The following is a 25657-nucleotide window of genomic DNA, read 5'->3' as shown; positions in this document are numbered from 1 at the left end:
CGGCTGGGGGTCAGGGCGTCGCGGACGCGGTGGGGGCGGCCGGCGTCGACTGGCCCGCCGTCGCGCCACCGGACGCCGTCCCGCTGCCGGGGTGGAAACCGTCCGGCACGGCGCGGCCCGGGTAGTACTGGTCCTGGAGGCGGTTCCAGGTGCCGTCCGCGATGACCTCGTCGAGGCCCTTGTTCAGGGCGGCGAGCAGCTGCGGCCGGTCCGGCGCGACGGCGAAGGCGGTCGGCGAGGGGCTGAGCTGCTTCTGGACGAGCAGCACCTTGCCGCCGCTGTCGTTGGCGCTCTTCTCGCCGATCTCGGCGGGGGAGATCCAGGCCTCGGCGGTGCCGGTCTTCAGCTGGTTGAGGGCGCTGTTGTAGTCGGGGACGCGCACCGGGTTGAGGTTGCGCTTGGTGGCGTAGTCGTCCTGGACGGTCCCCTGCACGACGACGACCCGCTTGCCCGTCAGCTGGTCGAAGCTCGTGACGGACGAACCCGCGGGCACGTCGAGCCCGAAGTAGCCGAAGTCGTAGCCGTTCGTGAAGGCCACCGTCTTCTTGCGCGCCTCGGTGACGGTGATGGACGAACTGCCCACGTCGAACTTGTGGTTGGCGACCTGGGACAGCAGGGCCGAGAAGTCGGTGGAGGCGAACTGGACCTTCAGGCCGGCCTTGGCGGCGACGGCGGCGAAGAGGTCGTTGTCGAAGCCGGTGAACTTGCCGTCCTTGAGGTAGACGTTCGGCGGCGCGTCCGAGAGCGTGCCGACGTGGAGCGTCCCCGGCTCGGTGAGCTGGTACGGGTTGTCGGCGGACTTGGCGTCGGACGACGCGCTGCTGCTGCACGCGGTGAGGGGCACGAGGGAGGCGAGGGCAGCGAGGGCGGCGACGAGGACCCGGCGCGGGCGCATGGTGGCTCCAGAAAGGCGGTGGCGGTGAAGGAGGCGACCGTCGGTGAGCGGTGCCGAGACGGCGGTCCCGGCCCGGTCGGGCCGGTCGCGGGCCTCACCGCGTCGGTCGAACGATTGACCTGATCAATATCCGCCATGATCGTTGCCGAGGTGTTGCGGCGGTATGAAAGCTCCCCGGGCCGCCCTCCGGGCACCCGTTGACGCCGTCGGCGCAGTCCGGCTAGCTTCCACGGCATGCAGCAGCGCTCCGTCGCCCTGACGACCCGCGGTCACATCGACCTCCTCCGGGTCTGTTCCGCTGCCTGTCGCTCCTGCTGAGAGCGCCCCGCCCGCCTGCCTCCACGGCCCGATCCGGTCGAGCCCATCGGCAGCCGTCGCGTGTAGTCGGCCCTCCCCGTCCGTGAACAGTCGAGGCGCGCTCCTGCCGTGCGCCGGACGACGACACCATCCCGCTGCGCCCCCCGAACCACTCCGGAGCATCCACCGTGAACGTTCACCTCCACTGGTTCCTGCCGACCGGCGGCGACGGCCGCGGCCTGGTCGACCGCCACGCCTACGCCAGCAACCTCGACGGTGCGGCGGCGGACGCCGTCCCCGGCCGGGCGGCCGCCGCCGTGCGCCGGCCCGACGTCGAGTACCTCGCGCAGATCGCCAAGGCCGCCGACCGGCTGGGCTTCGAGGCGGTGCTCACCCCGACCGGCACCTGGTGCGAGGACGCCTGGCTCACCACGGCCTTCCTCGCCCACGAGACCGAGCGCCTGAAGTTCCTCGTCGCCTTCCGCCCCGGCTTGATCTCGCCCACCCTCGCCGCCCAGATGGCCGCCACCTACCAGCGGGCCACCCGCGGCCGGCTGCTGCTCAACGTCGTCACCGGCGGGGACGCCGACGAGCAGGCCCGCTTCGGCGACCACCTCGACCACGACGGCCGCTACGCCAGGACCGACGAGTTCCTTACCGTGGTGCGCGGCGCCTGGAGCGGGACACCGTTCGACTTCGCGGGCACCCACTACCGGGTGGCCGGTGCCCACGTGCCCGTGCCGCCGACGCCGGCCGTCCCGGTCTTCTTCGGCGGCTCCTCGCCCGCCGCGGGGCCGGTCGCCGCCAGGCACGCCGACGTCTACCTGACGTGGGGCGAGCCGCCCGCGCAGGTCAAGGAGAAGATCGACTGGATCCGCGGACTCGCGGAGGCCGAGGGCCGGGAGATCCGCTTCGGCATCCGCCTGCACACCATCTCGCGCGACTCCTCCCGCCACGCCTGGCAGGAGGCCGAGCGGCTCCTGGACGGCATCGGCGACGCCGAGGTCGCGCGGGCCCAACACCTGCTGGGCCGCAGCGAGTCGGTGGGCCAGCAGCGGATGCTGGCCCTCCACCGGGGCTCCCGTGCCGAGCTGGAGATCCACCCGAACCTGTGGGCCGGCGTCGGCCTGGTCCGGGGCGGCGCGGGCACCGCTCTCGTCGGCAGCCACGAACAGGTCGCCGACCGGATCGAGGAGTACCACGCCCTCGGCGTCGACCACTTCGTCCTCTCCGGGTACCCACACCTGGAGGAGGCCTACTGGTTCGGTGAGGGCGTCCGCCCGGTGCTCCAGTCCCGCGGGCTGGCCGGACCCCTGCCCGGCGTGGTGTGACGCCGCTATCCCAGGACGGCCGCCGCCGCATCCTGCTCCTCTCCCGTATGTGCCGCGGGGAGAACGATCACGGGGGGCATGAGTGCCCGCGCAGCCGGGGCGTCACAGCTCCCGGCGCATCAGGACGCACATCGTCTCGTGGCGGCGGACCGATCCGTCGGGCGCTTCCTCGTCCCAGGCGTCGGTCTCGCGCCCGTAGGCGACGTAGCCCAGGCGCTCGTACAGGGCGCGGGCCCGGGGATTGTCCTCCTCGACGCCGAGTTCGGCCCGGCGGAGGCCGCGGTCCCTGATGCGCTGTTCGGCGGCGCGGATCAGGAGCGTGCCCAGGCCGCGGGACTGGAGGGCGGGGAGCACCGCGAGCTGCCAGATCGTGCCGGCGCCCGCAGCGGCCCGGTAGTCGACGCCGCCGATGGCCACCGGGATGTCCACGGGCGTGCAGACGGCCAGGTAGTCGACTTCGCCCGCCGCCGCGCGCAGCAACTCCCGTTCCACGCTGCGGAGATGGAGGGCCGATCCGGACCACGTGCACGCGGGCAGGTCCTCCGGGCGGAGGTCCCGCACGCTCACGGGCACGGCGATGGTCGACGCGACGGCGGACAGGTCGCGGGGGAGCGACTGGTGAGGACCCATGCGCGGAACCGTACTCCCGTCGATCCGCCGTCCGCAGGCAGGTTTCCCTTGACCTCAAGCCCACTTGAAGGGCGAGGGTGGTGCGCATGAGTCACGAAACGAGTACCGAGAACCCCGATGTCAAAGCCATCGCCGACGTCGTCGCCACCGTCGAGCGCACCCAGCGGGCCAAGGACGTGGACGGCTTCCTGGCCCTCTTCCACCCCGACGCCCTGTGGACCACCGCGCACGGCAGGGTCCTGCTCGGGCGCGAGGCGATCGCCGGGTTCACCCGCGCGGTGCTGCCCGCCGACGACTGGGACGGGCAGGTGACGTACGAGGTGGCGCACGTGCGGTTCCTGCGCCCGGACGTCGCCGCCGTCAAGGTGCGCCAGGTGTACCGGTCGGCCGACGGCGATTCCGAGGGCAGCCCGCTCTATGTCATGACACGCGGCGCCGACGGACGGTGGCTCCTGCACGCCTGCCAGAACACTGCGGTTCACGCGGGGTAGACGGCCGGGTGCACCCCGGCCCCGCACGGGGGTCGGGACCGGGGCGCGCCCGCTCGTGTACGGAGGCTTCCTGCGGAGGTCACCGCGGCGGGTGCCACACATGGGTGGGCAGGGCGTCGGCCAGAGTGTTGAAGAAGCGCTGGTCGCGCCAGGCGTCCCGGTTGCCGATGACGAACAGACGGCGGCGCGCGCGGCTGACCGCGACGTTGAGGAGATTGGGCCGGGAGGCGGCCCAGCCGCGTGCCCCGGGGTGCCGCGGATCGGTGCCGAGCACCAGGATGACGACGTCCGACTCCTTGCCCTGCGTCGTGTGGACGGTGCCGACGCGCGTACGGTCCAGCAGGCCGCGGGTGACGCGCTGCGCGCCGGCGACGACGTCGCGGAACGGGCTGATGACGAAGATGTCGTCGGCGGAGACCCCGCGGTCGAGGAGCTTCTCGACGATCTGCCGCAGGGCCCGCCCCTCCTCCGGGATCCAGTGGCCCTCGGCCTGCGGGGAGGCGACGTCGACCCACGAGCTGCCCGCGTACGGGAACGCCCCGCGATCAGGGGTGCCGTGGACCATCAGGCCGTCGTAGGCGATGGCATTGCTGACCGCGAACATCGGGTCGTCGCAACGGCGGTGGACGCGGAGCGGCGCGCCGACCCACACCTCGGTGGAGCCGTCCGGGAGTTCGGCGGGCAGCGTCGTGCCGTACCGGTTGGCGCGGTCGGCGACCCGCTGGACGGACGTGCGGCTCGGCGCCCACTCCTCGTCCACGCCGAAGTCGCGGCGCAGCGCCTGCTGGGCCGTCCAGGGCAGGACGACGACGGGCTCCAACTGGAGCGGGTCGCCCACGACCACGCTCCGCCGCGCCCGCCAGAGCCCTCCGACCGCCATCTGCGGGGTGGCCTGCCCGGCCTCGTCGATGAAGAGCCAGCCGAGGGACTCGCGGCCGAGGCCGGAGAAGACCCGGTCGAGCGAGGCGAACGTGGTCGACACCAGGGGGACGACCAGGAAGAGGCTCTGCCACGCGGCGCGGCGGGCCTCCTCGGGCACGGTCTTCGGAGCGGCTCCGGAGACCACGTCCATGGCGGCCCTGAGGTTGGCGCGCATCGTCTTCGCGGTGCACCGGAGGAAGGCCTTGTGGACCTCCATCGCCGCGAAGAACACCTCGGTCCTCGCGGCCGTGATCTCCTCGTCGGCCCACGGGGACGAGAGCTCGCGGCGCTCGGACTCGGCCAACAGCTCGGGGGAGGGCACACGGTCGCCCCAGCGCGCGCGGGCCGTCGCGAGAGTGGACTCCAGCCGCTCGGCCCGCTCGACGGCGTCGGCATGCTCCACGCGGTGGTGGTGCAGCGCGGTCTCGGCCAGGTGTGCGGCCGATCCTGCCCGCTGTTCGGCATCCCTGGCCCCGTCGGCGGCGAGCCGGGCGGCCTGCTCGCGCTCGGCCAGCGGCGCGTCGCCCGCGTGCCAGTCGCGAGCCGCCCGGCCGGCGGTGAAGAGGCTGACGGTGAACCCGGGGCGCCGCTCGAAGTGGGCCTGCCGCTCGCGCTCGCAGTCCTCCAGGCGCCGCTGCGCCTCGGCTGCCGTCCGGGCGGCTCCGGCAAGGTCCTCCTGACGGTGTCGCAGGTCCTCGGCCGTGGTCCGGACGGCGCGGGCGGCGGCCTCGGCCGCGGCCCGCGCGGCGGGCAGGCCGGACAGGGCCTCGGCGGCCTCCGCACGCTCGGCGCCGAGCCGTTCGACGGTGGCCAGCGCGCTGCGGAACCGGTCGACGGCCGCGCGCCACACGCCGCTCTGGGGGGAGGCGACGTACTCGGCCATCAGGTGCTGCAGGCCGCGCCCGGTGTCGATCCAGCCGTCACGCCGTGCGGTCCGGCCGGCGGACGGGCGGGCGTCGGCCCGCGGGCCATCATCGGGTCCGGTGCCGTTGTCGGGTCGGGCGTCGGACGCCTTCTCCTGGCCCCACCAGAAGCGGGAGACGAACTCGCCGCGGTTCCTCTTGCTGCCCAGTCTCGCCGCGATGGCACCCCAGGCGGGCTCGCCCTTGAGCAGGCGGGTGGCCTGCTCGGCGAAGTAGTCGGCCTGGGCGTGCCAGTCCTCGTGGACGGCCCCCAGCGAGGGGATCTCGGTGGAGATGTTCTCGACGGCGCCGTTGTTGGCGGAGGCGACGACCATCTCGAATCCCGTGAGCTCCGCCCGCAGCTCCCTGACGGTGCGGGAGTACTCCCCGGACTTCCACTGGTGCGTCGTGTCGCTGAAGGCGGCCGACGGCAGCCGGAGCCGCGCCAGCCGTGTCGCGCGCTCCACGACGAGGTGGGCGACGATGTCGCGCAGCATCGTCGTCTTGCCGGTGCCGGGTGGGCCGTTCACGGCGAAGACCCCGGCGGAGTCGGTGAGTTCGCCCCCGACGAGGTTGACGGCGAACTGCTGGCTGAGCGCCAGCGGGTACTTCGTACTGGCCGGCCACCGGCCGGGCGGGGCCGCGGCGGGACTCACCCGGACGAGCGCCTGCTCCGGCTGGTGGCGGAGGTCGATCCGGTGCTCCGGGCGGAAGGCCGCGGCGGGTGCGAGGTAGGTCCCGAGAGCCTGGCCGGGATCGTTCAGCGCCAGGTCGCGGGTGACGCGGTCGAGGTCGGCGGCGATGAAGCTGTTGAGGAAGTCCTGCTGGTCCACGTCGTCGGCGCGGTCGGACCGGACCTGCACGCTCCTGACCCGGACGGCGAACGGCGCCAGGTCCTTCGCCACGGACCAGTCGTCGGCGAGGTCGGAGGCGAAGCCGAGCAGGTCCGCCGCCGTGATGTGACGGGTGCCGACCGGGCTCTCCGACCCGTCCGCGCCGTCGTCCGGTCCATCGGTTCCCTCTGCGAGGAGGGCCCGCGCTGCGGTGAGCGCCTCCGCGGCCGGAGCGCCGTCCGCGGCGAGCACCGGTACCGGGTCCTCGCCGAGTTCACCGGCCCGTGCGTGCCAGGACTGGGCCTCCCCGTCGAAACCGTCCAGCCAGCCCGGCCGGCCGGGCCCCGGGCGGCGGGCGCGTCCGGTCGCCCAGGCGCAGGTGGAGAAGATCGGGGAGTCGAGGAGCAGGCGGCCCTCGTCGTTGACGGTCAGGGCGAACAGCGCGCTCTCGCCGGCCATGCGCCCGTCGTGGTCCTCGTCGTCCTCGCCGAAGACCTCCAGGAGGGCGTCCCGCACCGCGCTCAACGGGAAGACCCCGCCGTAGACGACGTGCTGCCAGGTGAAGCCCGGTTCGAGCGGCAACCGGCGAAGCGGATGGCCGTCCTGCCAGGGCAGCGGCCGATCCGGTGAGACCTCGTACACCCGCTCGCGAAGGGACGCGGCCGGTACCTTCTGCGGGCTGAAGAGCTCCACCGCCCGCCAGTACCCGACCACCGCCGCCCTACGCCGACGCTCCGCCGTCATGGCATTCCCCCCGCAGCTCCTGGTTGCTCACCTGCTCATCGGCGACGATCAGCCTACGGAATGCCGGGGCACCGCGGGACACCTCGGGGTACGGCGGCAGTCCGCCCGTCGGCCCGGCGGTGACGAACGACGGCCGGCGTAGGACGGTGGGCGGCCCGCACTATCGTGCCGACGTGACCGACACCGCGCAGCGTCCGCTGCTGTTCCTCGACGTCGACGGCCCGTCGTTACACCGGGATCGGCGGGAGACCCGTGAGCGTCCGAGGGGCCGAATCGCGGGCGCGGAAGCCGAAGCTGATGAGCGTGATGGCCTCCCCGGCGCTGAGGGGGGTCCGGCCGTGCGGCGTGAGTGCGCCGTCGAACACGACGCAGTCGCCTGCGGCGAGCTCGCATTCGAGGTAGCCGTCGGCGTTGATGAACACGGTGGTGCTGACCCGGGACGCGCCGGTGGGACGATCGTGCTTGAGGCACAGGAGCAGGTTGGCCTCGCCGAAGCCGAACTCGTCCAGGTGGAAGTCGAGGTGCTGTCCTTCCTCATAGGCGATGTAGACGGCGGTGTGCGGCGGCTCGACGTCCAGGCCGGTGGACCGCGCGACGACTGTGGCGAGATCGACCTGTTCGGCGAAGTGGTTGGCGGCGTCACCGACGGCGGCATTCCACTTGCCGTTGTGGAGGTATCCGTTGGCGGCGACGGCCTTCTCGGCCTCCTCCTCCATCGCGGCGAGCAGCACCGACGGGAACGACTCGTCGCGCAGGTGGCGCGGGTATACCCGTTGGTGCGCGGTGAGCCCGGCCACGGCGTTCCGGAGCGCCGGGAGATCGAGTGCCCACTGGGACGACGTTCGTGCCGTGGTCCGGGACTGGAGCCAGGCGGTCCACTGGCGGCTCCATTGGCCGGGTGCGGGGGGACTGGCCGCCGCTGCGCCGGTCTGGCTGATCAGCAGCTCGACCCGGTCGAGTGCGGCCTGTGTGGACTCGACCAGCTCGGCATCCCCTTTGGCGATCCGCAGCCGCAGCGCTTCTTGCAGGTGGCCCTGCGCGCCCGCGAGGTCTCCGCGCTCCATCAGGTGCTTGCCGGTGTGCTGGAGCGCGTAGTCGAGGAGTTCCGGGTGCTGGCTTCGGGCGGTGTTCAGGGCACTGCGGTAGAGCGCGTCCGCGCTCTGGGCGTCCCCGGCGTAGCGGTGCGCGTCGCCGAGGTTGAGCCCGGTGGCGACGACGGCCCTGCTGTTGCCGATCGTCGCGACGATGTCGAGCGACTGCCGGAGGAACGTGCGGGCCTCGTCGTGGTTGCCCAGGCACATCTGAGCGATGCCGATCCATCTGGTCAGAACCCGGGTACGGGCGGGGTCGGTCCCCTCGGACAAGGACCGCAGTTCCTCGTGGAGTTGGCCGACCGCGGCGGTCAGCTCGTTCCGGTCGGTGGGGACCATCCGCAGGCTGTCGTCATGGGTGATGAGGTGATCCAGCACGTGACCTCCGTCGTTCGGGTGTGCTCAGCGTGGCACTACAGGTGGTCGGTCTGGTGGCGCAAGTCGGCCAGCAGCTCCCGCCCGTGCGGGGTGAAGTGCGCGGTGAGCAGTTCGAGTTCGCGCATGAGGTAGCGCACGGCCGGCAGTCCCTCGTCGTAGGCGCTCTGGAAGTTCGCGCGCTCGGCGCGAGTGAGGTCGTCGCGGCGCAGTTCGGTCTGGCGGAACCGGAGCAGCTGGTTGTAGACGCAGGTCGCGTGGAAGGCCCGGTCGATCTCCCAGTACTGGTTGCGGTCGTCTCCCTGACCGGCCCGCCACCTGATCTCGATCTTGGGAGAGGTCTTGGACGAGTAGCCGTCGGCGAAGACCTGGTGCTGGAGGACGTGGAAGCTGATCGACTGGTGGGTGCCCTCATGTAGCAGGTTCTCTGCCAGGTAGAGGTGGGAGGGCTGCTCGCTGACGGTGTTCGGCGGGATGTGGCGTGCCGCCTTGTCCGAGAACACGATGACGTACGGGAGCGCGGGGTCGCTGGAGCTCGTCAGTGACGATACTCGGGCACCGGGCTTGAGACCCACCCACAGCAGGCCCCGGACGAACTCGCGTACGCGGTCGAAACCTTCGGGGTGGACCAGCGAGAGGCGGTCCAGCGCTTGGACGAGGACCGTGCGGCGCTCGCCGGTGTGTTCGGCGATCCGGTAGTCCGCCAAGTTGATCTCGTTGGCGATCTCGGCGGGGAGTTCGGCGTGGAACCAGTCGAACGTAGCCCCGGCCACGGTGACGGGTTCGCTGCGCAGGGATCGGGCGTGCTCGGCATAGGGGGTGCCAGTTTTCACCAGGCGCTCCATCAGGGCGAACGGCAGCGCCGTCTCCGCACCCTCCTCGCGGAGCCGGATCAGGTCCGGGTCCTTGCGGTCGAGGTCGAAGAAGGAGCCGGCGGGGACGCGGTCAGCGATGGCGGACTTCAATGTGGACTCTCCTTGATCTGGGGTGTGTGCGGCCGAGAGCGGGGGGTCGGCGGGGGTGAGTACCCGTCGCCGACCCGCCTGTGCAGTCAACTAGCCGGCACCGGTTGGGGCTGAGGTCAGGCCTCGGTGCCCACCGGGGCGAAGTCGCCGTCGGGGACCCTGTGGTCCAGGCGGCGGGTCAGGGTCTCGACGCCCGTCTGCGGGGCGAAGTCGCCGTCGGGGACGCTGTGGTCCAGCTGGCGGGTGAGGTTGGTGACCTCCGGGTCACCGGGCTTGAGGGTGGCGGTGCTCATGTGCCTCTCCAATCGGGTTGGCTTCTGCTCGCCGGGGTGGGTGAGCAGTCTTTCCGAGATCTTGCAGGTGATCGGCAGGGCCGCCCGATTGTGTGGGCTGGGCGGCCTGGCATCGCTGTTGTTCGCGGGAGACCGAGTTGGTACTAGGCTTCCGCTGCCACTGCGATGCCGTAGTCATGAAGTTACGGCCAGTGAATCGACGGTTCGACGGACTGCCAGTACGAGTTACCCGGACGATCGAGGCCAAGGGGGGCCTGGAATGGCTGCTCGGACACCACCGAGAGGTATCGAACCGCTGACTGGCAGTCAGTCCGAGGCCGTGCGGCTCCCCGAAGGGGTGATCTCTGGCTTCCTGTTCAAGGTCATCCGGGAGCAGATCCCGAAGACTCAAGACGAGTTGGCCATGGACCTAGGGGTCGACAAGAGCACCGTCCAGGGCTGGGAGTCCGGCCGTCGGCCGCTCTCCTCCACCAGGGCAGGGAACCTGGTGGTGCTGCGCCGGAAGCTGATCCTTCTGGGCGCGCCGGCTGGTCTGGTGGGTCTGATCAGCCTCGCGATGGACGCGGACTTCGTTCTCGGCGAGATACTGCGGTCACGGCCTACGAGGTCCGAGGTTCTGGAGCATCCGTTGGCCGGGTGGGTGCTTACCCGGGACACCACGCACATGATCGGGTGGGCTGTCAGCGGGGTTCTGCCCGGTGCTGTGGCCTCGGAGTTGAACATCCCTGCCGCCCGACGCGGGCCGGTCTCCACTGCGCCGCTCCTCGGGCAGGACGTGCGCTCGCGATTCTTCGACAACCTCCGGCACACTGCCGACCTGGTGGAAGCCGGGGGTGAGGAAACCGCGTTGCTCCGCAGACAAGTCTGGTACCTGTCCTCCTATGACCGGGCCCGCGATGTGGTCGAGTGGTTCGGCGGGATGCAGCGTCGAGGCCGGATTCCCTCGGCCGGCTCAGGGTGGTCACCCCGCTGGGCCGAGGCTCGGTCGGTCGCGGCGGCACTGGCGCGGCAGGGAGATCCCGAGTTGCTCCGGGACTTCATCGCCCGCTCAATCACCGACAACGACGACTTCGAAAACGCAAACCTGAACTACTGGGCTCACTGGCTCGGGCTTGACTCACGTCCCCAGACCAGCGATGACTTTATGGCCGAGCACGAACGGCCGGCGTGGGACGCTTCCTCACTGCTGCGTCAGTTCGCCGTCCGGCTGGACCGCGCAGGCGAGTACACCGACCTGTACGTTCATTCGATCTGGGCACTCATGCTCGGCCGACGCGGCCTGGCCGACGCGGACCCCCGTACCGCCCGCGATCTGGCCGCACGAGTGCGCACGCTGCTCGAAAGTGACGGTCTTTCACAGCAGTCCCGCCGCGAGCTGGAGTCTGTGCACTACGGTCTGCGGGTAGGCGGCTATGGCAACAACCGACCCAACAGCGAAGGACAGCGATGACGGACGACAAGCAGGCGAAGGGCACCGCAGGCTACCTGTTCGAGGCGGGCATGCTCAAGCGGGCGAAGCGCTCCGGCTGGTGGATCGCTGGGGTCAAGGACCCCGAGACGATTGCCGAGCACTCGTTCCGGACGGGTGTCGTTGGCGCGGTGCTCGCGATGATGGAGGGCGCCGACCCCGCCAAGGTCGCCCTGCTGTGCCTCTTCCACGACACCCAGGAGACCCGGGTCGGCGATATCCCGCACATCGGCCGCCGCTACCTCACCGCCGCCTCGAACGAACGCGTGACCGCCGACCAGGTCAGCGCGGCTCACCCTGCCGTCGTCGCCGGGGTTCAGGCAATCGTGGAGGAGTACGAAAACGCCGAGAGCCCGGAAGTCATCGTCGCCCACGATGCGGACAAGCTGGAGTGCCTGATTCAGGCCGTGGAGTACCGCGAGCAGGGGTATCAGAACGTTCAGCCGTGGATCGACAGCAGCCTCGGCAGCCTCAAGACCGAGTCAGCTCGCACCCTTGCTGAGGCCGCACTGACAATGACGTCCTTGGAGTGGCAGAGGGTCTACCTCGGGTGACGCTGCCGCCGCCGGGCGATAAGCAGCCCGCTCGGCAAAGTGAGTTCATCGCCATGGCAGACAGCATGGACGCTATCCGCGCTCGGCTTGGCCTGTAGGCGCTGGCCGTCTCGCTCGCACCCCCGCCTCGTTCTGGAGGCGGGGGTGCGAGCGTTTTGGGCTTGCAGCTCAAAAAAGAGAACGTACCCGCCGCGGGCCGCACCGCCGTTCTCGGCTCCGAGGCCACGTACTACGTGCTGAACGCCCCGAACATCTAGGCGGACAGGCTCTCCCGGTAGATCCGGCGGATCACGTACCGATTGTTCTTGGCTCGCGCTCGGCCCTTCACCTCCTGCGCCTTCAGCGACAGGATGTCCTGGGCCACCGCACCCGTACGACCTGCGACTTCCACAGAAGCAGGTCAACGTTCTTCACCGACTCGGCTACGTTGCGAGCCACGGTTCCACTCTCTAGTCAGCAGCGCTCGCCCGCATCCTTGAGACGTAAGGTCGACTACCTGCCCTGGATGGCCGACGCGAACGAGTGCGTGGCCCCGCTGCTCGGTCTGCCGCAGCTGCCGGTGGTGCCGTGGCCGGAGCCCTCCGACCTCGACGACCAGGACGAGCGGGACGGCCTGCACTGGAAGACCCGCGCCGTCGTCGACTGGGCGGCCGGACGCCCGTTCGCCTGGGTCGATGACGAGATCACGGACACCGATCGGGTGTGGGTCGCCGCCCACCACGGCGGACACGCTCTCCTGCACCGCGTCGACGCCCGCCGCGGGCTGACTGACGGGGACTACGCGGCTCTCGACTCCTGGCTGCGGCACCTGCCCTGACGGCGTCGTCACGGCGTCTCGGCGCAGGGCCGTCGCGGCCCAGCCGCATCGCGCGTAGACCATGCGCGTAGACATTCCTTGACCTGTGGGGTTGATCGCCCCTACGGTTCGTGGATCACGCAGACCCCACGCCGGTTCGACGGGCGAGTCGCGCCCTCCCGGCCTGCGGGAGAAGGAGCAGACCCTCATGCCCGAGAGCACCCTGACGTCCCGTGCGCGGAAGGTTCCCACCCTCGTCGTCGGCGTCGTCGTCGGCGCGGTGGTGGCCGGCGGCGGGCTGGCCGCGGCCGATGCCGCCGCGCCCCGGACGGACCGTCAGATCACCAACATGACGGACGAGGTGGCCAGGATCAAGGCGTACTACGGGGACACCGTCGACGCCAACGGGGAGCACTGGCCCTCTCCGGACAGCAACTACGCCGCCCAGGTCAAGGGCGTCGAGACCAAGGCCCGGAAGTACCTGGCGCAGCAGATCAAGCACGACCGCGACGGCAGGAAGGCCATCGTGCTCGACGTCGACGACACCACGCTGTCGACGTACAACTACGAGCTCGAAACGACCTTCGTCTACAACCCGGCGAGCAACGCCCAGTACATCGCCACGAAGACCATGCCGGCCGTGTTCGGCATGAACGACCTGGCGACCTGGGCCCAGCAGCAGGGCTACACGGTCTTCTACATCACCGGCCGCCCGGAGGCCCAGCGCGCCGCCACCGCCGCCAACCTCGCGGCCGTCGGGTACCCGGTGGCGGACGAGGCGCACCTGTTTCTGAAGAACACGGCCTCGCCCGCGCCGTACCTGGCCTGCGGGGCGAAGTGCTCGGTGATCGAGTACAAGTCCGGCACCCGCGCCCACATCGAGGACCTGGGCTACGAGATCGTCGGCAACTTCGGGGACCAGCAGAGCGACCTGTCCGGCGGGCACGCGGACAAGGGCTTCAAGCTGCCGAACCCGATGTACTACCTGCCGTAGGGCGCGGAGCCGGCCGGGCCGTCCTCCGTATTGCCGCCCGCGCGTCGCGATGTCTGAATGGACGGGAAACCGTCGTTCCGCAGGCCGGTAGGCCGGCAGGCGAGCACGTGAGCGGGCGAGCAGGTGAGGAGCCGTCGCATGCCAAGGGCCAGGGTCAACGGCGTCGATCTCTACTACGAGCTGGCGGGGGACGGCGACCCGCTCGTCCTGGTCCACGGCTCCTGGGGCGACCACTTCAACTGGGTGCCCGTCCTGCCGGCCCTCGCCGAGCGGTACCGGGTGCTGGTCTACGACCGGCGGGGGCACAGCCGGAGCGAGCGGCCGCCGGGGCAGGGCTCCCGGACGGAGGACGAGGACGACCTCGCGGCGCTGGTCGAGGAGCTCGGCCTCGCGCCGGCCCACGTCGCGGGGAACTCCTTCGGGGCGTCGACGGCGCTGGGCCTGGCCGCGCGGCGCCCCGGGCTGTTCCGGAGCCTCGTCGCCCACGAGCCGCCGCTGATGGGGATCGTGACGCCGGACGCGGGACGTGGGCCGGTTTCGCAGGACTCGCGGATGCGGGACATGCAGGCGAAGGTCGACTCCGTTCTCGCACACCTGCGCGCCGGTGAGACCTTCGACGGCGCCCACCAGTTCGTGGAGGAGGTCGCCATCGGCCCGGGGGCGTGGGACGGGTTCCCGGAGGTCGTCCGGGAGACCTTCCTGACGAACGCCCCGACCTTCCTCGACGAGCAGGACGACCCCGGGTGGTCGTCCCTCGACCTCGGCGGGCTGTCCGGCTACCGGGGCCCGGCCCTGCTGACCATGGGCACGGTGAGCCCGCCCTGGTTCCCGGTCATCATCGCCCGGCTCGCCGAGGCGCTGCCCCAGGCGCAGGTGCGGCAGCTGGTCGGGGCCGGGCACATCCCGCACGTCACCCATCCCGCCGAGTACGTGCAGAACCTGACCGGCTTCATCGAGGCCCACACCTGAGGCTGCCGACGCGCGCCCCCTGGGGTGGTCGTGGCCGGACACGCCCAGGGGGCGCACCACCATTGCGTCCGGGGGCGCGCGCCGGGCACCGGCGACCTCGGGGCGGCCCGGCCGTGGGTGAACGGACTGACGGCCCAGGTGAGTTGTGGTCCGCCGCCGCCGCAATCCGGGAATCCGGCCGCCGTGCCGCTCGTCGCCGTACCGTCGGTGCCGCCCGTCGTGGTGGTCGGATCGGCACCCGACCGATACCCGGTGCGGGGCGTCCCGGACGTGCGTCCCGACCTGGCACGTGCCGTCCCGGCCGATCGGTGTTAGGGAGCCTCGCGAGCGGGCAACGGTGTGGTGGGGGCACGTGCTCGGAGGTGGCGGCGATGGACGGGCAGGGGCTCTCCCACCGGGAGCTGCGGATCCTGGCGGAGATCGAGAAGGAGCTGCGGGCGGACGGCCGCCTCGACCGCGCCCTGCGCACGATGCGGCGCGGGCCGGGCTGGCTGCTCGTCCGCGCGCTGCGGGCGGTCGTGCGCGTGCCGGCCTCCGTCCTGTCGGTGCTGCTGGCGCTGTCGGCGGGCCTGGCCCTGGTGAGCGCGGACGCGAACTCACCCGACGTCCTGGCCGCCTTCTCCCTGGTGTGGGTGCCGACGTTCGTCCTGTCGGCGGCGCGGCTCATCGCGTGGCGGTGGCGCACCGGCTCGCGACGGCCCGGCCGCTGACCGGTCCCGGAGCTCGCCCACCACGGCCCACGCGACCGACACCACCGGCACCGCGACCACCGCGCCCAGCACACCCGCCAGGACGGCGCCGCCGATCACCGACAGCGCCACCGCCACCGGGTGGATCCGCACTGACCAGCTCATCACGAGCGGGTGCAGCAGGTGGCCCTCGATCTGACCGATGACGACGATCAGCGCGAGCACGAGCAGCGCGACCACCGGACCGCGCGCTGCCAGGGCCACCAGCGCGGCGACGGCCAGCGCGATCGGCGAGCCGATCAGCGGCACGAGCGCCGCGACGAACTCCAGGACCATCAGCGGCAGCACCAGCGGCACCCGCAGGACGGCGAGCGCGATGCCCACCAGAACGGCGTTGACGGCCGCCACGATCAGCACTCCGCGGGTGTACCCGGCGAAGGTGCGCCAGGCCGCGCGCCCGGCCCGCGCCCACACCGGCTGGGCCCGGCCGGGGAGTTGGTGCTGCGCCCAGGACCACATCCGGTGGCCGGAGTGCAGGAAGAACACCGAGCAGAACACCGCGAGCGCGAGCCCGGTGACGAACTCGACGGCCCGGCTGGCGCCGCTGAGCGCGGTGTTGACGAGCGCCGAGCGGTGGGCGGTGATCCACTCGCCGATCTTCGCGCGGAGGTCGGTGACGGTGCCGGGCCGGAGGTGGAAGGGCGCGCCGGTCAGCCAGTGGTCGATCCGGCCGAGGCCGCCGCGCAGCTCGGCGCCGAGCCGGCTCCACTCGTCGGCGACGGTCGTGCCGACGAGCGCCAGGACCCCGCCCATGACCACGGCGGCGCACACGAAGGCGAGCAGCACGGCCAGGGAACGCGGGAGCACCCGGGCGATGAGGTCGACGAGCGGCCGCAGGACGGACGTGATGACCAGCGCCACGAACACCGCGACCACGGGCACTTCGAGCTGGGCGAGGACGGTCACGACGAGGTAGGCCGTGACGCCCAGCAGGACCAGCCGCCACGCGTACCCGGCGGCGGTCCGCAGCCCGGGCGGGACGCCGTCCCCGGAGGCCGACGGCAGCGCCCGGGGCGGCGCCACCCGGGGCCGGCGGCTGCCGAGCGGCGTGGGACGCCGGGGCGGTCGGGCACCGTTCACTCCCACGGACCGCCTCCCTGACGTCGGCCGGGCTCCGTCCGGTCCTCTCGGTTGCCTCGGCGGGCGCACCGGCAACAGCCGCGCCCGGCGCCGTGGCGGCCCCAGGTGTACCGCCCGACCGGCGCCCCCGCCCCGCGTGCAACGCCGACGCCCGCCGGATCAGCGCCCCGGACCACCCGTTCGCCGCAGCTCGGGCGCCGGTCTCCGAGAGCGGGACGTGTCCACGGAGGGTTTCAGTCCTTGAAGGTCCATTCGTTCAGCACGTCGAGGTTGCGGAACACCGGCGGTCCGTCGCACAGCGTCGCGAGCCGGGCGGCGAACTCCGTCGTCTCCGGGCGGTCGGAGTTCTCCATCGCCTGTTCGTACGAGGGGAACTCGACGATGTTCAGGTAGACGTTCTCCTGGTCGCGGTCACGGGTCTGCAGGGACCGGGTCGCTATGCGGTTGCCCGCGTTCTTCTCGACCCAGTTGTCGAGCAGGGCGTTGAACTCGTCGATGCGGGTCGTCTTGTACTCGATGATCTGGATGAAGCTCACGTCAGGGCTCCTCGTCTCAGCGGCAGGGAGGGTGGCTGTCCGCCACGTCCAGCGTCGCCCTGGCACCCGGGCCCTGCAAGGCAGGCGGCTTCGAGGGGGCGCCGCACGCCCGCGTCGGCGGGCAGGACAGGATGGGCGCATGACCGAGACGCACACGTGGAGCTACGACGGGACCGAGCTGGCCTGGCTGCAGGCTGCCCTGGAGCGGCCCGGGCAGCGCGCGGGACACGTCGTGGGCGAGCTCGTGCCGGGCGGGTTCGGCGCGTACCTGCGGGTGTTCCACCGGTTCGACGCCTCGGACGGGTCGGGCCGCACCCGGTCCTGGCGGGAGCGGGCCGAGGCGGCGGGCCGGCCGTTCCACGCCGAGATGAGCCACGGACCGCTGCTGCAGGACGCCGACGGCCCCGACGCCGACGTCCGGTGGCTGGCGGATTCGGGGCAGCCCGACGTCGGGACCCGCCGGGCGCTGGCGCGCTGCCTCGGCCGGGTGACGGGTGAGCAGCCCGTCCTCTTCGCCTACGACCTGGCGGCCCTGCTGTGGGGCGCGCCGGGGCCGCTGGTCAGGCGTTCGTCGCTGGCCGGGCTGGACTCCTCGCGGCCCTTCGTGGCGGCCGAGGTCGGGCTCGATGCGGACTACGAGGAGATCACCGGGCCCGAGTTCTGGTGGCCGGAGGACCGGAGCTGGGTGGTCACCAGCGACTACGACCTGCTGTCCACGTACGTCGGGTGCTCGGCCGAGGCGGCCGCGCTGATCCTGGCTGACGACGGGATCGAGGCGCTGCCCGTCACCCCGGGCACCCGGGTCGACTTCGCCGCCGACGATGCGAACAGCCGCTGAACCACGGGGCAGGTGCTCTACTGCGGGCTGCGCTACTGCGGGCGGATGATGACCACCGGGCAGGCGGCGTGCTGGGCGCAGCGCGTGCTCACCGAGCCGAGCAGGGCCCGGGTGAAGCCGCTGTGGCCATGGCTGCCGACGACCAGCAGTTCGGCGCCGCGTGCCGCGTCCAGGAGCACGTCGGAGGGGTCGCCCATCACCATCGTCCGCCGGATCTGCACCGGCACGTCCACGCCGAGCACCTCGTCCAGCTCGTCGTGGAACCGCCGCTCGGCGAGGTCCCGGTCGAAGGACGTGTCGACCACGGGCGCGGACCAGCCGAAGTGGCTCGGCGGCTCCCACGCGCCCACCGCGTCGACGACCCCGCCGATCAGCTCGGCGTGCCGGACCGCCCAGCGCAGCGCGGCGCGCGACGGCTGCGAGCCGTCGACGCCGACCACGACGCGGGGAACGGAGTCGTTCGCGTTCATCTGTACCGTCCTGTCGGTCGTTGCCCGGTTCGTCGCTGCCCGGTCCGTCGTTGCCCCACGCACCACGGTGCGTGCCGCCGCACGCCGCCGCCAGTACGGCCCGGCACCCGGGTGACGGAGGTGCGGCGGCCCGGCGGGTGATCGAATCCGGATACGGGAGGGGGCCGAAGACTGCCGGGTTCTGGCAGTGTGCGGCGACCGCGCCCTTGACACGATCTTGACGGCGCCCGCACACGAACGGTGGTGGGCGGTGACGGGGGACGGAAGGAACGGAACGGTGGGGGTTGTCGTCGTGGACGACGGGCGCCCGGTCGGCGCGGCGGTCGGTGAGCGGCGTTGTACGATGCGCGTCGTCGACCGCGCTGTGGGGGAATCGGGGGGCGCATGGACGGCGAAACGCCGTTGACGGGACGTCGGCGGAGCGACCGGGCCCAGGGGAACAACACGCTGACGGGCGTCCTGCTGGTCGTCGTCGGCCTGCTGACGGCCGCGGCGGCGCTGCGGTCCGACGGCGGGCTGCTCGGCACGGCCACGGCCGGGCCGGTGCGCACCATCGGTTTCGTGGTCCTGCTCGGGATCGGCTGGGCGGTGCTGATCGGCCGGTTCGCGGTGCGCTTCCGGGAGGAGGTCCGGACCCTCATCGGGCCGACGCCGCGGACCGAGCGCCTGCGGGAGGCGGCGATGGTGTTGCTGCCGCTGGCCGCCCTCGGGGTGCCGGCGCTGATGCTGGTCCTCAACAGCCGCACGGGCGGCGACCACGGCTTCACGCCGCCGCTGCCGCCGCAACTGCTGCCGACCTCCACTGCGACACCGCCGCCTCCGTCGAAGGAGACGGACGACGGCGCGCTCATGCTCCTGCCCGGGCTTCTGTTCGCGGTGCTGGGGGTGGCGATGGCCGTCGTGCTCGTGGCCGTGGTCGTCCTGCTGCTGCGTCAGCGCGGGCGCCTGCGCCGCCGGAAGGCCCCGGTGCTGCTGCCCGCCGCGCCGCCGCCGTCCCCGGAGGACGTCCTCGCCGAGGCCGTGGTGTCCGCCCGCACGGCGCTGACCGGTGACGACGCGCGGGCGGCCGTGATCGCCTGCTTCGTCGCCATGGAAGGCTCGCTCGCCGCCGCCGGCGTGTCCCGGCGCGACTCCGACAGCCCGACGGAACTGGTGGAACGTGCGCTGTCCCACCAGAGCATCGACCCCGGCCAGGCACACGCGCTCACCGCGCTGTACCGGGAGGCCAGGTACTCGACGCACCCGATGGACGACGGCCACGTGCGCCGGGCCCGGGCGGCCCTGGACACCATCGGCGCGGCGCTCGCAGCCGCACTCACCGAGGGCACACCCGCGCGGCCGGAGCCGCCGGAGCCGCCGGAGCCGACGCCCGCCGGCGCGGCAGGCCCGGCAGACCCGACAGGATGGACAGGACACGGCCGATGAGAATCCCGCAGACGCGGACACCCGGAGACCCGGCCGACGGGTTCGCCGCGCCCGGCTCCGTCCGGCACAGCCTGATCGAGCTGACCGTGACCGCCGTCCTCGCCGAACCGCTCCTCGCCCTGGTCGGCGGCCTGCCCGGGGCCGGGGCCGGCGCCGTCCTGCTGACCGCCACCGCCCTCGTCACCGCCCGGTACGTGGCCGGCGCGGGCGCCCTGGAGACGATCCTGCGCCGCCGGCCCCGGCTGATGGAGGCGCACGAGCCCGGCCTCGGCGACTGGCGCTGGACCGTCGGCCAGGCCACCGACCCCCAGGGCGACTGCAGGCCGCTGCGCACCCGCCTCCAACGGCTCTACGCCGTACGGCTGTCGGAGGCCCACGGCCTGCGGCTGCCGGCCGATCGCGACCGGGCCGCCGAACTGGTCGGCCCCCGGCTCTGGCCCTGGGTCGATCCCGAGGCGCCGGCCCCGGCCGCGACCGTCCCGGCCCCGGTCCTGCGCGCCCTCGTCGACCGGCTGGAGTCCCTGTGACGGTCCAGCCGTCCCCCTGAGGCACGTTGACGGCGCCGCACCCCGCGCCGGATCCTTCGCATCCCACCATCCACGAACAGTCCTGCAGGAGAGCCATGTCCGTCCTACCCCAGGCCCCCGCCGCACTCGACGGCGCGCACACCCCGGCCGAACCGGCGGTGGCGATACCGGTGCTGACCCCGAAGGAGGCCGGCGACCGCGCCCTCGCGGTGCTCGCGGAGATCGAACGGGCCGTCGTCGGCAAGCCGGAGGCGCTGCGCCTGGTCATGCTCGGCGCCCTGGCCGGCGGCCACGTCCTGATCGAGGACCTGCCCGGACTCGGCAAGACCCTGCTGGCGCGCTCGTTCGCGACCACCCTCGGCCTGGACTTCCGCCGGATCCAGTTCACTCCCGACCTGCTGCCCTCGGACGTCACCGGCGCCCCCTTCTACGACCGGAACACCGGCGAGATGGTGTTCCGCCCCGGCCCGCTGTTCACCCAGCTCCTGCTCGCCGACGAGATCAACCGCACCCCGCCCAAGACCCAGGCCGCGCTGCTGGAAGCGATGGCCGAGGGCCAGGTGTCCGTCGACGGCGAGACCCGCCGCCTGCCGCACCCCTTCCTGGTGATCGCCACCGCCAACCCGATCGAGTACGAGGGCACGTACGCGCTCCCCGAGGCGCAGCTCGACCGCTTCCTGCTCCGGGTGCGGATGGGCTACCTCCCCACCGTCACGGAGGCGGCGATGCTGCGCGCCCGGCTCGACCGCGCGGCAGCGGAGGCGATGCTGGACACCGTGAGCAGCCCGTCGGAACTGCTGGCCATGCGCGCGGCGGTGGAGCGGGTCGAGGTCGACGACGACCTGGTCGACTACGTCATCGCGCTGGTCGACGCGACCCGCAACGACCAGCAGATCCAGGTCGGCGCCTCGCCCCGCGGCGGCCTCGCGCTGATCCAGCTGGCCCGGGCACGGGCGATGCTGGAGGGCCGCGACTACCTGACCCCGGAGGACGTCAAGGCGCTCGCCGTCCCCGCGCTCGCCCACCGCATCACCCTCGCACCGGAATTGTGGGTTCGCCAGATCGAGGCCGACGACGTCGTGCGGCGACTGGTCGACGCCGTCCCGGCGCCGCAGACCCTGCCCCGCGCGGCCACTTCGTGAACCGCGCACCGCTTCCGGGGGAATCCGTGACCCGGTCCACCGCCGGGGCCGGGCTGGTGGTCGGCGCCCGGCTCGTCGACGGCCTGCCGAGCAGCCCGCCCCCGCCGCACTGGCGCGCCGGTGAGCAGACGCTGCGCCTGCTCACCGTGGCCACCGCCGCGGCCGTCGCCGCGCTGCTCACCGGCCACGCGTGGCTGCTCGCCCTGGCGGCCGGGCCCGCCGTCCTGCTCGCCCTCGCCGCCCCGGGGCGCACCCGGCCGACCGCGCTGTCCGCGGACAGCACCGCCGAGCCGCGCCGCTGCTTCGAGGGCGAGCCCGTCACCGTGCACGTCACCGTCCGGCACGACGGACGGACCGGCCGGCTCGACCCCACCCTGGCGCTCGGCCCCGGCGTCACGCTGGACGCCCTCAGCGTCACCGCGACCGGCGTGGACCTGGTCGTCCACGCCGACAGCTGGGGCCGCTGGCAGCTCGGCGTCATCGACGTCGACGTCCACGACGCGGGCGGCCTGACCCGGCGCACCGTGCGCACCGACCTCGGCAGGGTGGACGTCTTCCCGGTGCCCAGCGCGGCCCGCCTCACCCCGATCCCGGTCCGGCTGCCGGAGCGGATCGGCGAGCACACCACCGCGCACGAGGGCACCGGCACCGAGGTGATCGGCGTGCGCCCGCACGTGCCGGGCGAGCGGCAGCGGCGCATCCACTGGCCGTCGACGACCCGCCGCGACGCCGTCCAGATCAACCAGTTCACCGCCGAGCGCGCCGCCGACGCGGTCGTCCTGCTGGACACCCTGGCCGACTTCCGCGACGCCACCACCGGACTGCGCAGCCTCGACGAGACGCTGCGCGCCGCCACCGGACTGACCCGCTCCTACCTGCGCCGGCACGACCGGATCGGCCTCGTCGCGGTCGGCGGGACGCTGCGCTGGCTCAACGCCGGCAGCGGGGACCGGCAGTTCTACCGCATGGTGGAGAGCGTGCTGGAGGTCCGTCAGGACCGCCCCCAGCGCGGCGCCGCCGTTCCCCGCATCCCGCTGCCGGTCCTGCCCGGCCACGCCCTCGTGTACGCGTTCACTCCGCTCGCCGACCAGCGGATCCTCGACGTGCTCGGCCAGGTGCGCGAACGCGGCAACCCGCTGGTCGTGGTCGAGGTCCCGGCCGGCGAACCGGCCGCGCGCCCGGACGACGAGACCGACGCCCTCGCCCTGCGCCTGTGGCACGCCGAACGCGAGGCGATGCGCTCGACGCTGCGCGGGCGCGGCATCCCGGTGGCCCGCCACACGCCGGGCGAGACGCTCGACCTGGCACTCGCGCCGCTGCTGCGTCGCACGATCACGGGAGCGGCCCGATGACCCCGATGACCCCGATGACCGTGACGACTCCGACGGCCTCGACGACTCCAGCACCGCCCGTGAGTGCGACGGAAGCGGCACCCCCGCCCGGCGCCGTCCGGTGGGCCCCGCGACTCGAACGGGCCGTCCTGCGGGGCACCGGCGCCGCCCTGGCCCTCGCCGCGGTCGGCCTCCCCGGCAGCGGTGGCGCGACCGACCGGTTCGGGCCCGCGGCGGCCGTCGTCGCCACCGGCCTCGCGCTCTGGGCCGCGCCGCCGCAGGACGATCCGCCGAGCCGGCCGGCGACCTGGCCCGCGCGCCTCGCCGCGTCCCGCACGACCCTCCTCGCCGTCGGTGCGGTGGTGCTCGCCGCTCTGTGCGAGCCGCGGGTGTGGCAGGCGCTCACGGTGACCGTCCTCCTCGCGGCCTACCTGCTGCTCCTCGACGCGTTCGGCCCGCAGCGCCGGACCGTCCGCCCGGCCGCGGCCTGTGCCGCCGTCGCGGCGTCGCTGCTGGTGCTGCCGGTGGCCTTCGCGCCGACCGGGGCGGGGGAGTGGGCGCGCCCGATCGCGCTGCTGGGCGTGGCGGCCGCGGCCTGGGGCGTGGGCCTCGGGCTGCGCCCGTCCGCGTCGTCCGGCACCGCCGCGTCCGCGACCGCCGAGGACGGGACCGCCGAGGACGGGACCGCCGCGTCCGGGAAGCCCGAGGACGCGACCTCCGAGGCGGCCGCCCGGGGGTGAGCCCGGTGCGTGCCGACGCCCGCCGGTGCCACGGCACCGGGGTCAGTGCTCGGCCAGTTCGAGGGCCCGCTCGGCGAGCCACAGGTCGTGGACGGACGTGGGGGAGCGGACCAGCGAGCGCTGCAGCAACTCCTCGGCCCTGGCCAGGCGTTTGCGGACGGCCGAGGGCGAGACGGACAGCGCCTCGGCCGTCGGCACGAGGCGGGCGTCCAGGTGCAGCCAGGTGGCGAGCGTCTGCGCCACGGCCGTCGGGGCGTCGGGTCCGTGGAGCGGCCGGAGCTGCTGCTCGGCCCAGGCCTCGACGCGGGGCAGGGCGAGGAGGTCGTCGAGGGCGGGTGCCGGTCGGTCGTCGCCCGGGGCGTCGTCGGCGCAGTGGGGAGCGGCCGGGGCCGCGTGCAGGGCGAGCGCCAGGGCGGACCGGTTGGCGAGCCGGGCCAGGTCCAGCTGGAGCAGCTCCTGGACGGACGCCAGGCGGGCGGCCAGGGTGTTGCGGTGGATCCTCAGGTGGGCCGCCGCGCCGGAGGAGAACCGTAGCCAGGAGGAGGCGGTGGCCAACAGCTCGGCGCCGTCCGGGTCCTGGAGGCGCCTGGGGCGGTGGAGCCGGAGGGGCGACAGGAAGGTGTCCGCCCACACCGCCGCGGCCGTCCCGATGGTGAGCGGGAGGTCCTGGTCGGAGGCGAAGGTCGCGACCCGGTCGGGGCGGTGGCGCGCGGCGGCCAGCGCGTGGAACGCCTGCGCGTAGCCCGTGACGGTCTCCCGCAGGGGCACGGCGTTGCTGACCCCGATCCGGCAGGGGTGCGCCGCCGCGGGCCGGGCGGTGGCCCAGGCCGGGAGGGAGGGCGCCGCGGGTGCGAGGACGATCATGTGGTCGCTGTAGACGGGGCACGGCACGGCCCACGCGCCGCCGCCCGACGCGGCGAGCCGGTGCGCCACCTCGTCGCGCGCGCCGCGCCGACCCTCGACGACGTACACCTGCACCACTTCGGGCAGCGCGGGTTGCAGAGCGCCGGAGATCTGGCGCGCCGTGGCGGTCTGACCGTTCATCAGCAGCTGGAGGACCGCCTCCCGGACCCGGTCGTCGGCCGCGCGCAGCCGGCGCTGACGGCGGCGGACGTCCTCCGCCTGCCACGCGAGGCCGAGCACGGACGCGGCGTCCGCGACGAGGGCCGGCAGCCCGGGCGGGGCCGGGCGCGGCGCCACCACGGCGAGGAGGGGCGTCTCCCCGGTGTCGTCGAGGGTCAGCACGAGGCCGGTGAGGGCGCCCTCGTCGACGGCGACGGACCGCAGCCTCCGGCCGGCGATCTCGCGCGCCCCGCGCAGGCAGAGCCCGTGCGCGGCGCTCCCCGGCGGCGGCGCGGCCGGACTGGCCGGGGTGCCCGACCGGTTCAGCAGGAAGGCGACCGTCCCGGTGCGGTGGGCCAGCCGGCGGAGCACCTGCGCCGTCCCGCCCTTGCGGGCGGCGCGGTACAGCGCGAGGATGTCGTCCGCCCGTTCGGCCTGTCGAGCCCCGGTCAAAACCCGAGTGTTGTCGACCTTCATGCCATTCCCCCCGGAACGTTCGGTACGTCACTCCGCAGAATACACGCGGTGGTAATTCGGAGGACGGCGGGAACACTGTGCACTTCGGCACCGTACGAAGCCTCCAACTGTGCAGAAAGGCACTGTTGCCCCCTTGCCCGCGGCCGTAGATTCCATACCGAGGCCGGGCGAGGCGAGGAGCCGAAGACCGGTCGCACAGGGAGGCTCGATTCCCCTTGGCCGGAATGTCACGGCGTGAGCGGCGGGCGGACAATGACGCCCGATTGGTTTTCCCGTTTCCGTCCAAAGGGTGCCTGCGTTGGCCGACCGCGCCTTCATTCGAGAAAGGACGAGAGATGATCACAACGACGTACACGCCGCACACCGCCGCCACCACCGCATCGCCAGACGAGCACGACGCCTCCGGCTCCGACACCGGCTGGAACTAGCGGCCACCGGCATTCCGTGGCCGGACAGGGACGACAGACCGTACCCGCTGCCGTTCCACCCGCTGGAGATGGGCGAGGACGCGTTGCGCGCGCTCTGCGGGTTCGTCCTGGAGGGGCTGCCGGCGCCCGACGACGTGGATGCCGACGCCGTCGGGCTGCACGGTTTCCTCGTGCGGGATCCGGGTGCTCCCGAACCCCCGGTGGTGGAGGCCCAGCGGCGGGCCACGGTCGCCGCCGCGGGGGCCCGGGGGTCCGACACGGGGGGGGGGGGGGGGGCGAGGGGGTGGCCCGGGGCGGCGGCGT

At 73.1% G+C, this 25657-nt stretch carries 25 protein-coding genes and 1 pseudogene; 15 read left to right on the top strand and 11 right to left on the bottom strand.

Features of this window, described 5'->3' with window-relative positions; all coding sequences use genetic code 11:
- Positions 1-10: 10 nt before the first annotated feature.
- Entirely contained in the window at positions 11-895 is an 885-nt protein-coding gene (locus ACFV4G_RS32510; RefSeq protein WP_380445744.1) for an ABC transporter substrate-binding protein, read from the bottom strand.
- Positions 896-1380: 485 nt separating this feature from the next.
- On the opposite strand from ACFV4G_RS32510, the gene ACFV4G_RS32505 reads away from it, so the two are divergent.
- Positions 1381-2523 carry an LLM class flavin-dependent oxidoreductase gene (locus tag ACFV4G_RS32505; protein ID WP_380445743.1) on the top strand — a complete coding sequence of 381 codons (1143 nt, stop codon included), beginning with the start codon at positions 1381-1383 and terminating at the stop codon, positions 2521-2523.
- Positions 2524-2625: 102 nt separating this feature from the next.
- On the opposite strand, the gene ACFV4G_RS32500 is transcribed toward ACFV4G_RS32505, so the two are convergent.
- Positions 2626-3153 (bottom strand): GNAT family N-acetyltransferase, encoded by a 528-nt coding sequence (locus ACFV4G_RS32500; protein ID WP_380445741.1) that lies wholly within the window; start codon positions 3151-3153, stop codon positions 2626-2628.
- An 86-nt stretch (positions 3154-3239) separates the two neighbouring features.
- Here ACFV4G_RS32500 and ACFV4G_RS32495 point away from each other — a divergent pair, with 86 nt between their 5' ends.
- The gene (locus ACFV4G_RS32495; RefSeq protein ID WP_380445739.1) at positions 3240-3644 is read left to right on the top strand and encodes an SgcJ/EcaC family oxidoreductase; all 405 of its coding nucleotides are present in this window, start codon (positions 3240-3242) and stop codon (positions 3642-3644) included.
- A 79-nt stretch (positions 3645-3723) separates the two neighbouring features.
- Here ACFV4G_RS32495 and ACFV4G_RS32490 read toward each other — a convergent pair whose 3' ends face one another.
- From ACFV4G_RS32490 to ACFV4G_RS32475, 4 genes are all read right to left on the bottom strand, one after another.
- Positions 3724-7044 (bottom strand): DEAD/DEAH box helicase, encoded by a 3321-nt coding sequence (locus tag ACFV4G_RS32490; protein ID WP_380445738.1) that lies wholly within the window; start codon positions 7042-7044, stop codon positions 3724-3726.
- A 227-nt stretch (positions 7045-7271) separates the two neighbouring features.
- A complete protein-coding gene (locus tag ACFV4G_RS32485; protein ID WP_380445736.1) occupies positions 7272-8513 on the bottom strand; it encodes a tetratricopeptide repeat protein in 1242 nt (413 codons plus the stop codon).
- 35 nt (positions 8514-8548) lie between these two features.
- Positions 8549-9475, bottom strand: a complete 927-nt coding sequence (locus ACFV4G_RS32480) for a hypothetical protein (RefSeq protein ID WP_380445735.1) — start codon at positions 9473-9475, stop codon at positions 8549-8551.
- 116 nt (positions 9476-9591) lie between these two features.
- The gene (locus ACFV4G_RS32475; protein WP_380445734.1) at positions 9592-9768 is read right to left on the bottom strand and encodes a hypothetical protein; all 177 of its coding nucleotides are present in this window, start codon (positions 9766-9768) and stop codon (positions 9592-9594) included.
- Positions 9769-10087: 319 nt separating this feature from the next.
- Here ACFV4G_RS32475 and ACFV4G_RS32470 point away from each other — a divergent pair, with 319 nt between their 5' ends.
- On the top strand, positions 10088-11218 hold the full coding sequence (locus ACFV4G_RS32470; RefSeq protein WP_380445733.1) for a helix-turn-helix domain-containing protein: 1131 nt from the start codon (positions 10088-10090) through the stop codon (positions 11216-11218).
- The gene (locus tag ACFV4G_RS32465; protein WP_380445732.1) at positions 11215-11790 is read left to right on the top strand and encodes an HD family hydrolase; all 576 of its coding nucleotides are present in this window, start codon (positions 11215-11217) and stop codon (positions 11788-11790) included. The genes ACFV4G_RS32470 and ACFV4G_RS32465 overlap by 4 nt, the downstream gene beginning before the upstream one ends.
- 253 nt (positions 11791-12043) lie before the next feature.
- On the opposite strand, the gene ACFV4G_RS32460 is transcribed toward ACFV4G_RS32465, so the two are convergent.
- Entirely contained in the window at positions 12044-12181 is a 138-nt protein-coding gene (locus tag ACFV4G_RS32460; RefSeq protein ID WP_380445731.1) for a hypothetical protein, read from the bottom strand.
- 111 nt (positions 12182-12292) lie between these two features.
- On the opposite strand from ACFV4G_RS32460, the pseudogene ACFV4G_RS32455 reads away from it, so the two are divergent.
- The 4 genes and pseudogenes from ACFV4G_RS32455 to ACFV4G_RS32440 form a co-directional block, all read left to right on the top strand.
- Positions 12293-12607: pseudogene (locus tag ACFV4G_RS32455) on the top strand (hypothetical protein); the annotation flags it as partial.
- A gap of 187 nt (positions 12608-12794) precedes the next feature.
- On the top strand, positions 12795-13580 hold the full coding sequence (locus ACFV4G_RS32450; RefSeq protein ID WP_380445729.1) for an HAD family acid phosphatase: 786 nt from the start codon (positions 12795-12797) through the stop codon (positions 13578-13580).
- Between the two features lie 138 nt (positions 13581-13718).
- Positions 13719-14549 carry an alpha/beta fold hydrolase gene (locus ACFV4G_RS32445; protein WP_380445728.1) on the top strand — a complete coding sequence of 277 codons (831 nt, stop codon included), beginning with the start codon at positions 13719-13721 and terminating at the stop codon, positions 14547-14549.
- A gap of 371 nt (positions 14550-14920) precedes the next feature.
- The gene (locus ACFV4G_RS32440; protein ID WP_380445727.1) at positions 14921-15259 is read left to right on the top strand and encodes a hypothetical protein; all 339 of its coding nucleotides are present in this window, start codon (positions 14921-14923) and stop codon (positions 15257-15259) included.
- Here ACFV4G_RS32440 and ACFV4G_RS32435 read toward each other — a convergent pair.
- Both ACFV4G_RS32435 and ACFV4G_RS32430 read right to left on the bottom strand, forming a co-directional pair.
- On the bottom strand, positions 15146-16384 hold the full coding sequence (locus ACFV4G_RS32435; protein ID WP_380445726.1) for an AI-2E family transporter: 1239 nt from the start codon (positions 16382-16384) through the stop codon (positions 15146-15148). The two genes, ACFV4G_RS32440 and ACFV4G_RS32435, sit on opposite strands and share 114 nt — an antisense overlap.
- Before the next feature lie 227 nt (positions 16385-16611).
- Positions 16612-16914 carry a hypothetical protein gene (locus ACFV4G_RS32430; RefSeq protein ID WP_380445725.1) on the bottom strand — a complete coding sequence of 101 codons (303 nt, stop codon included), beginning with the start codon at positions 16912-16914 and terminating at the stop codon, positions 16612-16614.
- A gap of 139 nt (positions 16915-17053) precedes the next feature.
- Between ACFV4G_RS32430 and ACFV4G_RS32425 the strand changes: the two genes are divergently transcribed.
- Positions 17054-17752 (top strand): hypothetical protein, encoded by a 699-nt coding sequence (locus ACFV4G_RS32425; protein ID WP_380445724.1) that lies wholly within the window; start codon positions 17054-17056, stop codon positions 17750-17752.
- 32 nt (positions 17753-17784) lie between these two features.
- On the opposite strand, the gene ACFV4G_RS32420 is transcribed toward ACFV4G_RS32425, so the two are convergent.
- Complete coding sequence (locus tag ACFV4G_RS32420) at positions 17785-18222, bottom strand: universal stress protein (protein WP_380445723.1); 438 nt, start codon at positions 18220-18222, stop codon at positions 17785-17787.
- 384 nt (positions 18223-18606) lie between these two features.
- Between ACFV4G_RS32420 and ACFV4G_RS32415 the strand changes: the two genes are divergently transcribed.
- From ACFV4G_RS32415 to ACFV4G_RS32395, 5 genes are all read left to right on the top strand, one after another.
- Complete coding sequence (locus ACFV4G_RS32415; RefSeq protein ID WP_380445722.1) at positions 18607-19647, top strand: DUF4129 domain-containing protein; 1041 nt, start codon at positions 18607-18609, stop codon at positions 19645-19647.
- Positions 19644-20174, top strand: a complete 531-nt coding sequence (locus tag ACFV4G_RS32410) for a hypothetical protein (protein WP_380445721.1) — start codon at positions 19644-19646, stop codon at positions 20172-20174. The genes ACFV4G_RS32415 and ACFV4G_RS32410 overlap by 4 nt, the downstream gene beginning before the upstream one ends.
- 95 nt (positions 20175-20269) lie before the next feature.
- A complete protein-coding gene (locus ACFV4G_RS32405; RefSeq protein WP_380445719.1) occupies positions 20270-21316 on the top strand; it encodes an AAA family ATPase in 1047 nt (348 codons plus the stop codon).
- Positions 21317-21342: 26 nt separating this feature from the next.
- The gene (locus ACFV4G_RS32400; protein ID WP_380445718.1) at positions 21343-22668 is read left to right on the top strand and encodes a DUF58 domain-containing protein; all 1326 of its coding nucleotides are present in this window, start codon (positions 21343-21345) and stop codon (positions 22666-22668) included.
- A 59-nt stretch (positions 22669-22727) separates the two neighbouring features.
- Positions 22728-23387, top strand: a complete 660-nt coding sequence (locus ACFV4G_RS32395; protein WP_380445717.1) for a hypothetical protein — start codon at positions 22728-22730, stop codon at positions 23385-23387.
- A 42-nt stretch (positions 23388-23429) separates the two neighbouring features.
- On the opposite strand, the gene ACFV4G_RS32390 is transcribed toward ACFV4G_RS32395, so the two are convergent.
- Positions 23430-24902 carry a helix-turn-helix domain-containing protein gene (locus ACFV4G_RS32390; RefSeq protein WP_380445716.1) on the bottom strand — a complete coding sequence of 491 codons (1473 nt, stop codon included), beginning with the start codon at positions 24900-24902 and terminating at the stop codon, positions 23430-23432.
- A gap of 442 nt (positions 24903-25344) precedes the next feature.
- Between ACFV4G_RS32390 and ACFV4G_RS32385 the strand changes: the two genes are divergently transcribed.
- Positions 25345-25657, top strand: a 313-nt coding sequence (locus ACFV4G_RS32385) for a DUF6928 family protein (protein WP_380445754.1), incomplete at its 3' end; no start/stop codon positions are given.

The organism is Kitasatospora sp. NPDC059747 (genome assembly GCF_042732955.1).
Lineage (GTDB): Bacteria > Actinomycetota > Actinomycetes > Streptomycetales > Streptomycetaceae > Kitasatospora.
The sequence above is the reverse complement of the archived record's forward strand: the minus strand, read 5'-3'. Positions and strand labels throughout refer to the sequence as shown.

Excerpts from the sequence above, each read along its gene's own strand:
- ACFV4G_RS32500 (WP_380445741.1), bottom strand. The coding sequence starts at position 3,153 with ATGGGTCCTCACCAGTCGCTCCCCCGCGACCTGTCCGCCGTCGCGTCG.
- ACFV4G_RS32465 (WP_380445732.1), top strand. The coding sequence starts at position 11,215 with ATGACGGACGACAAGCAGGCGAAGGGCACCGCAGGCTACCTGTTCGAG.
- ACFV4G_RS32490 (WP_380445738.1), bottom strand. The coding sequence starts at position 7,044 with ATGACGGCGGAGCGTCGGCGTAGGGCGGCGGTGGTCGGGTACTGGCGG.
- ACFV4G_RS32475 (WP_380445734.1), bottom strand. The coding sequence starts at position 9,768 with ATGAGCACCGCCACCCTCAAGCCCGGTGACCCGGAGGTCACCAACCTC.
- ACFV4G_RS32405 (WP_380445719.1), top strand. The coding sequence starts at position 20,270 with ATGTCCGTCCTACCCCAGGCCCCCGCCGCACTCGACGGCGCGCACACC.
- ACFV4G_RS32410 (WP_380445721.1), top strand. The coding sequence starts at position 19,644 with ATGAGAATCCCGCAGACGCGGACACCCGGAGACCCGGCCGACGGGTTC.
- ACFV4G_RS32440 (WP_380445727.1), top strand. The coding sequence starts at position 14,921 with ATGGACGGGCAGGGGCTCTCCCACCGGGAGCTGCGGATCCTGGCGGAG.
- ACFV4G_RS32425 (WP_380445724.1), top strand. The coding sequence starts at position 17,054 with ATGACCGAGACGCACACGTGGAGCTACGACGGGACCGAGCTGGCCTGG.
- ACFV4G_RS32420 (WP_380445723.1), bottom strand. The coding sequence starts at position 18,222 with ATGAACGCGAACGACTCCGTTCCCCGCGTCGTGGTCGGCGTCGACGGC.
- ACFV4G_RS32495 (WP_380445739.1), top strand. The coding sequence starts at position 3,240 with ATGAGTCACGAAACGAGTACCGAGAACCCCGATGTCAAAGCCATCGCC.
- ACFV4G_RS32445 (WP_380445728.1), top strand. The coding sequence starts at position 13,719 with ATGCCAAGGGCCAGGGTCAACGGCGTCGATCTCTACTACGAGCTGGCG.
- ACFV4G_RS32415 (WP_380445722.1), top strand. The coding sequence starts at position 18,607 with ATGGACGGCGAAACGCCGTTGACGGGACGTCGGCGGAGCGACCGGGCC.
- ACFV4G_RS32510 (WP_380445744.1), bottom strand. The coding sequence starts at position 895 with ATGCGCCCGCGCCGGGTCCTCGTCGCCGCCCTCGCTGCCCTCGCCTCC.
- ACFV4G_RS32450 (WP_380445729.1), top strand. The coding sequence starts at position 12,795 with ATGCCCGAGAGCACCCTGACGTCCCGTGCGCGGAAGGTTCCCACCCTC.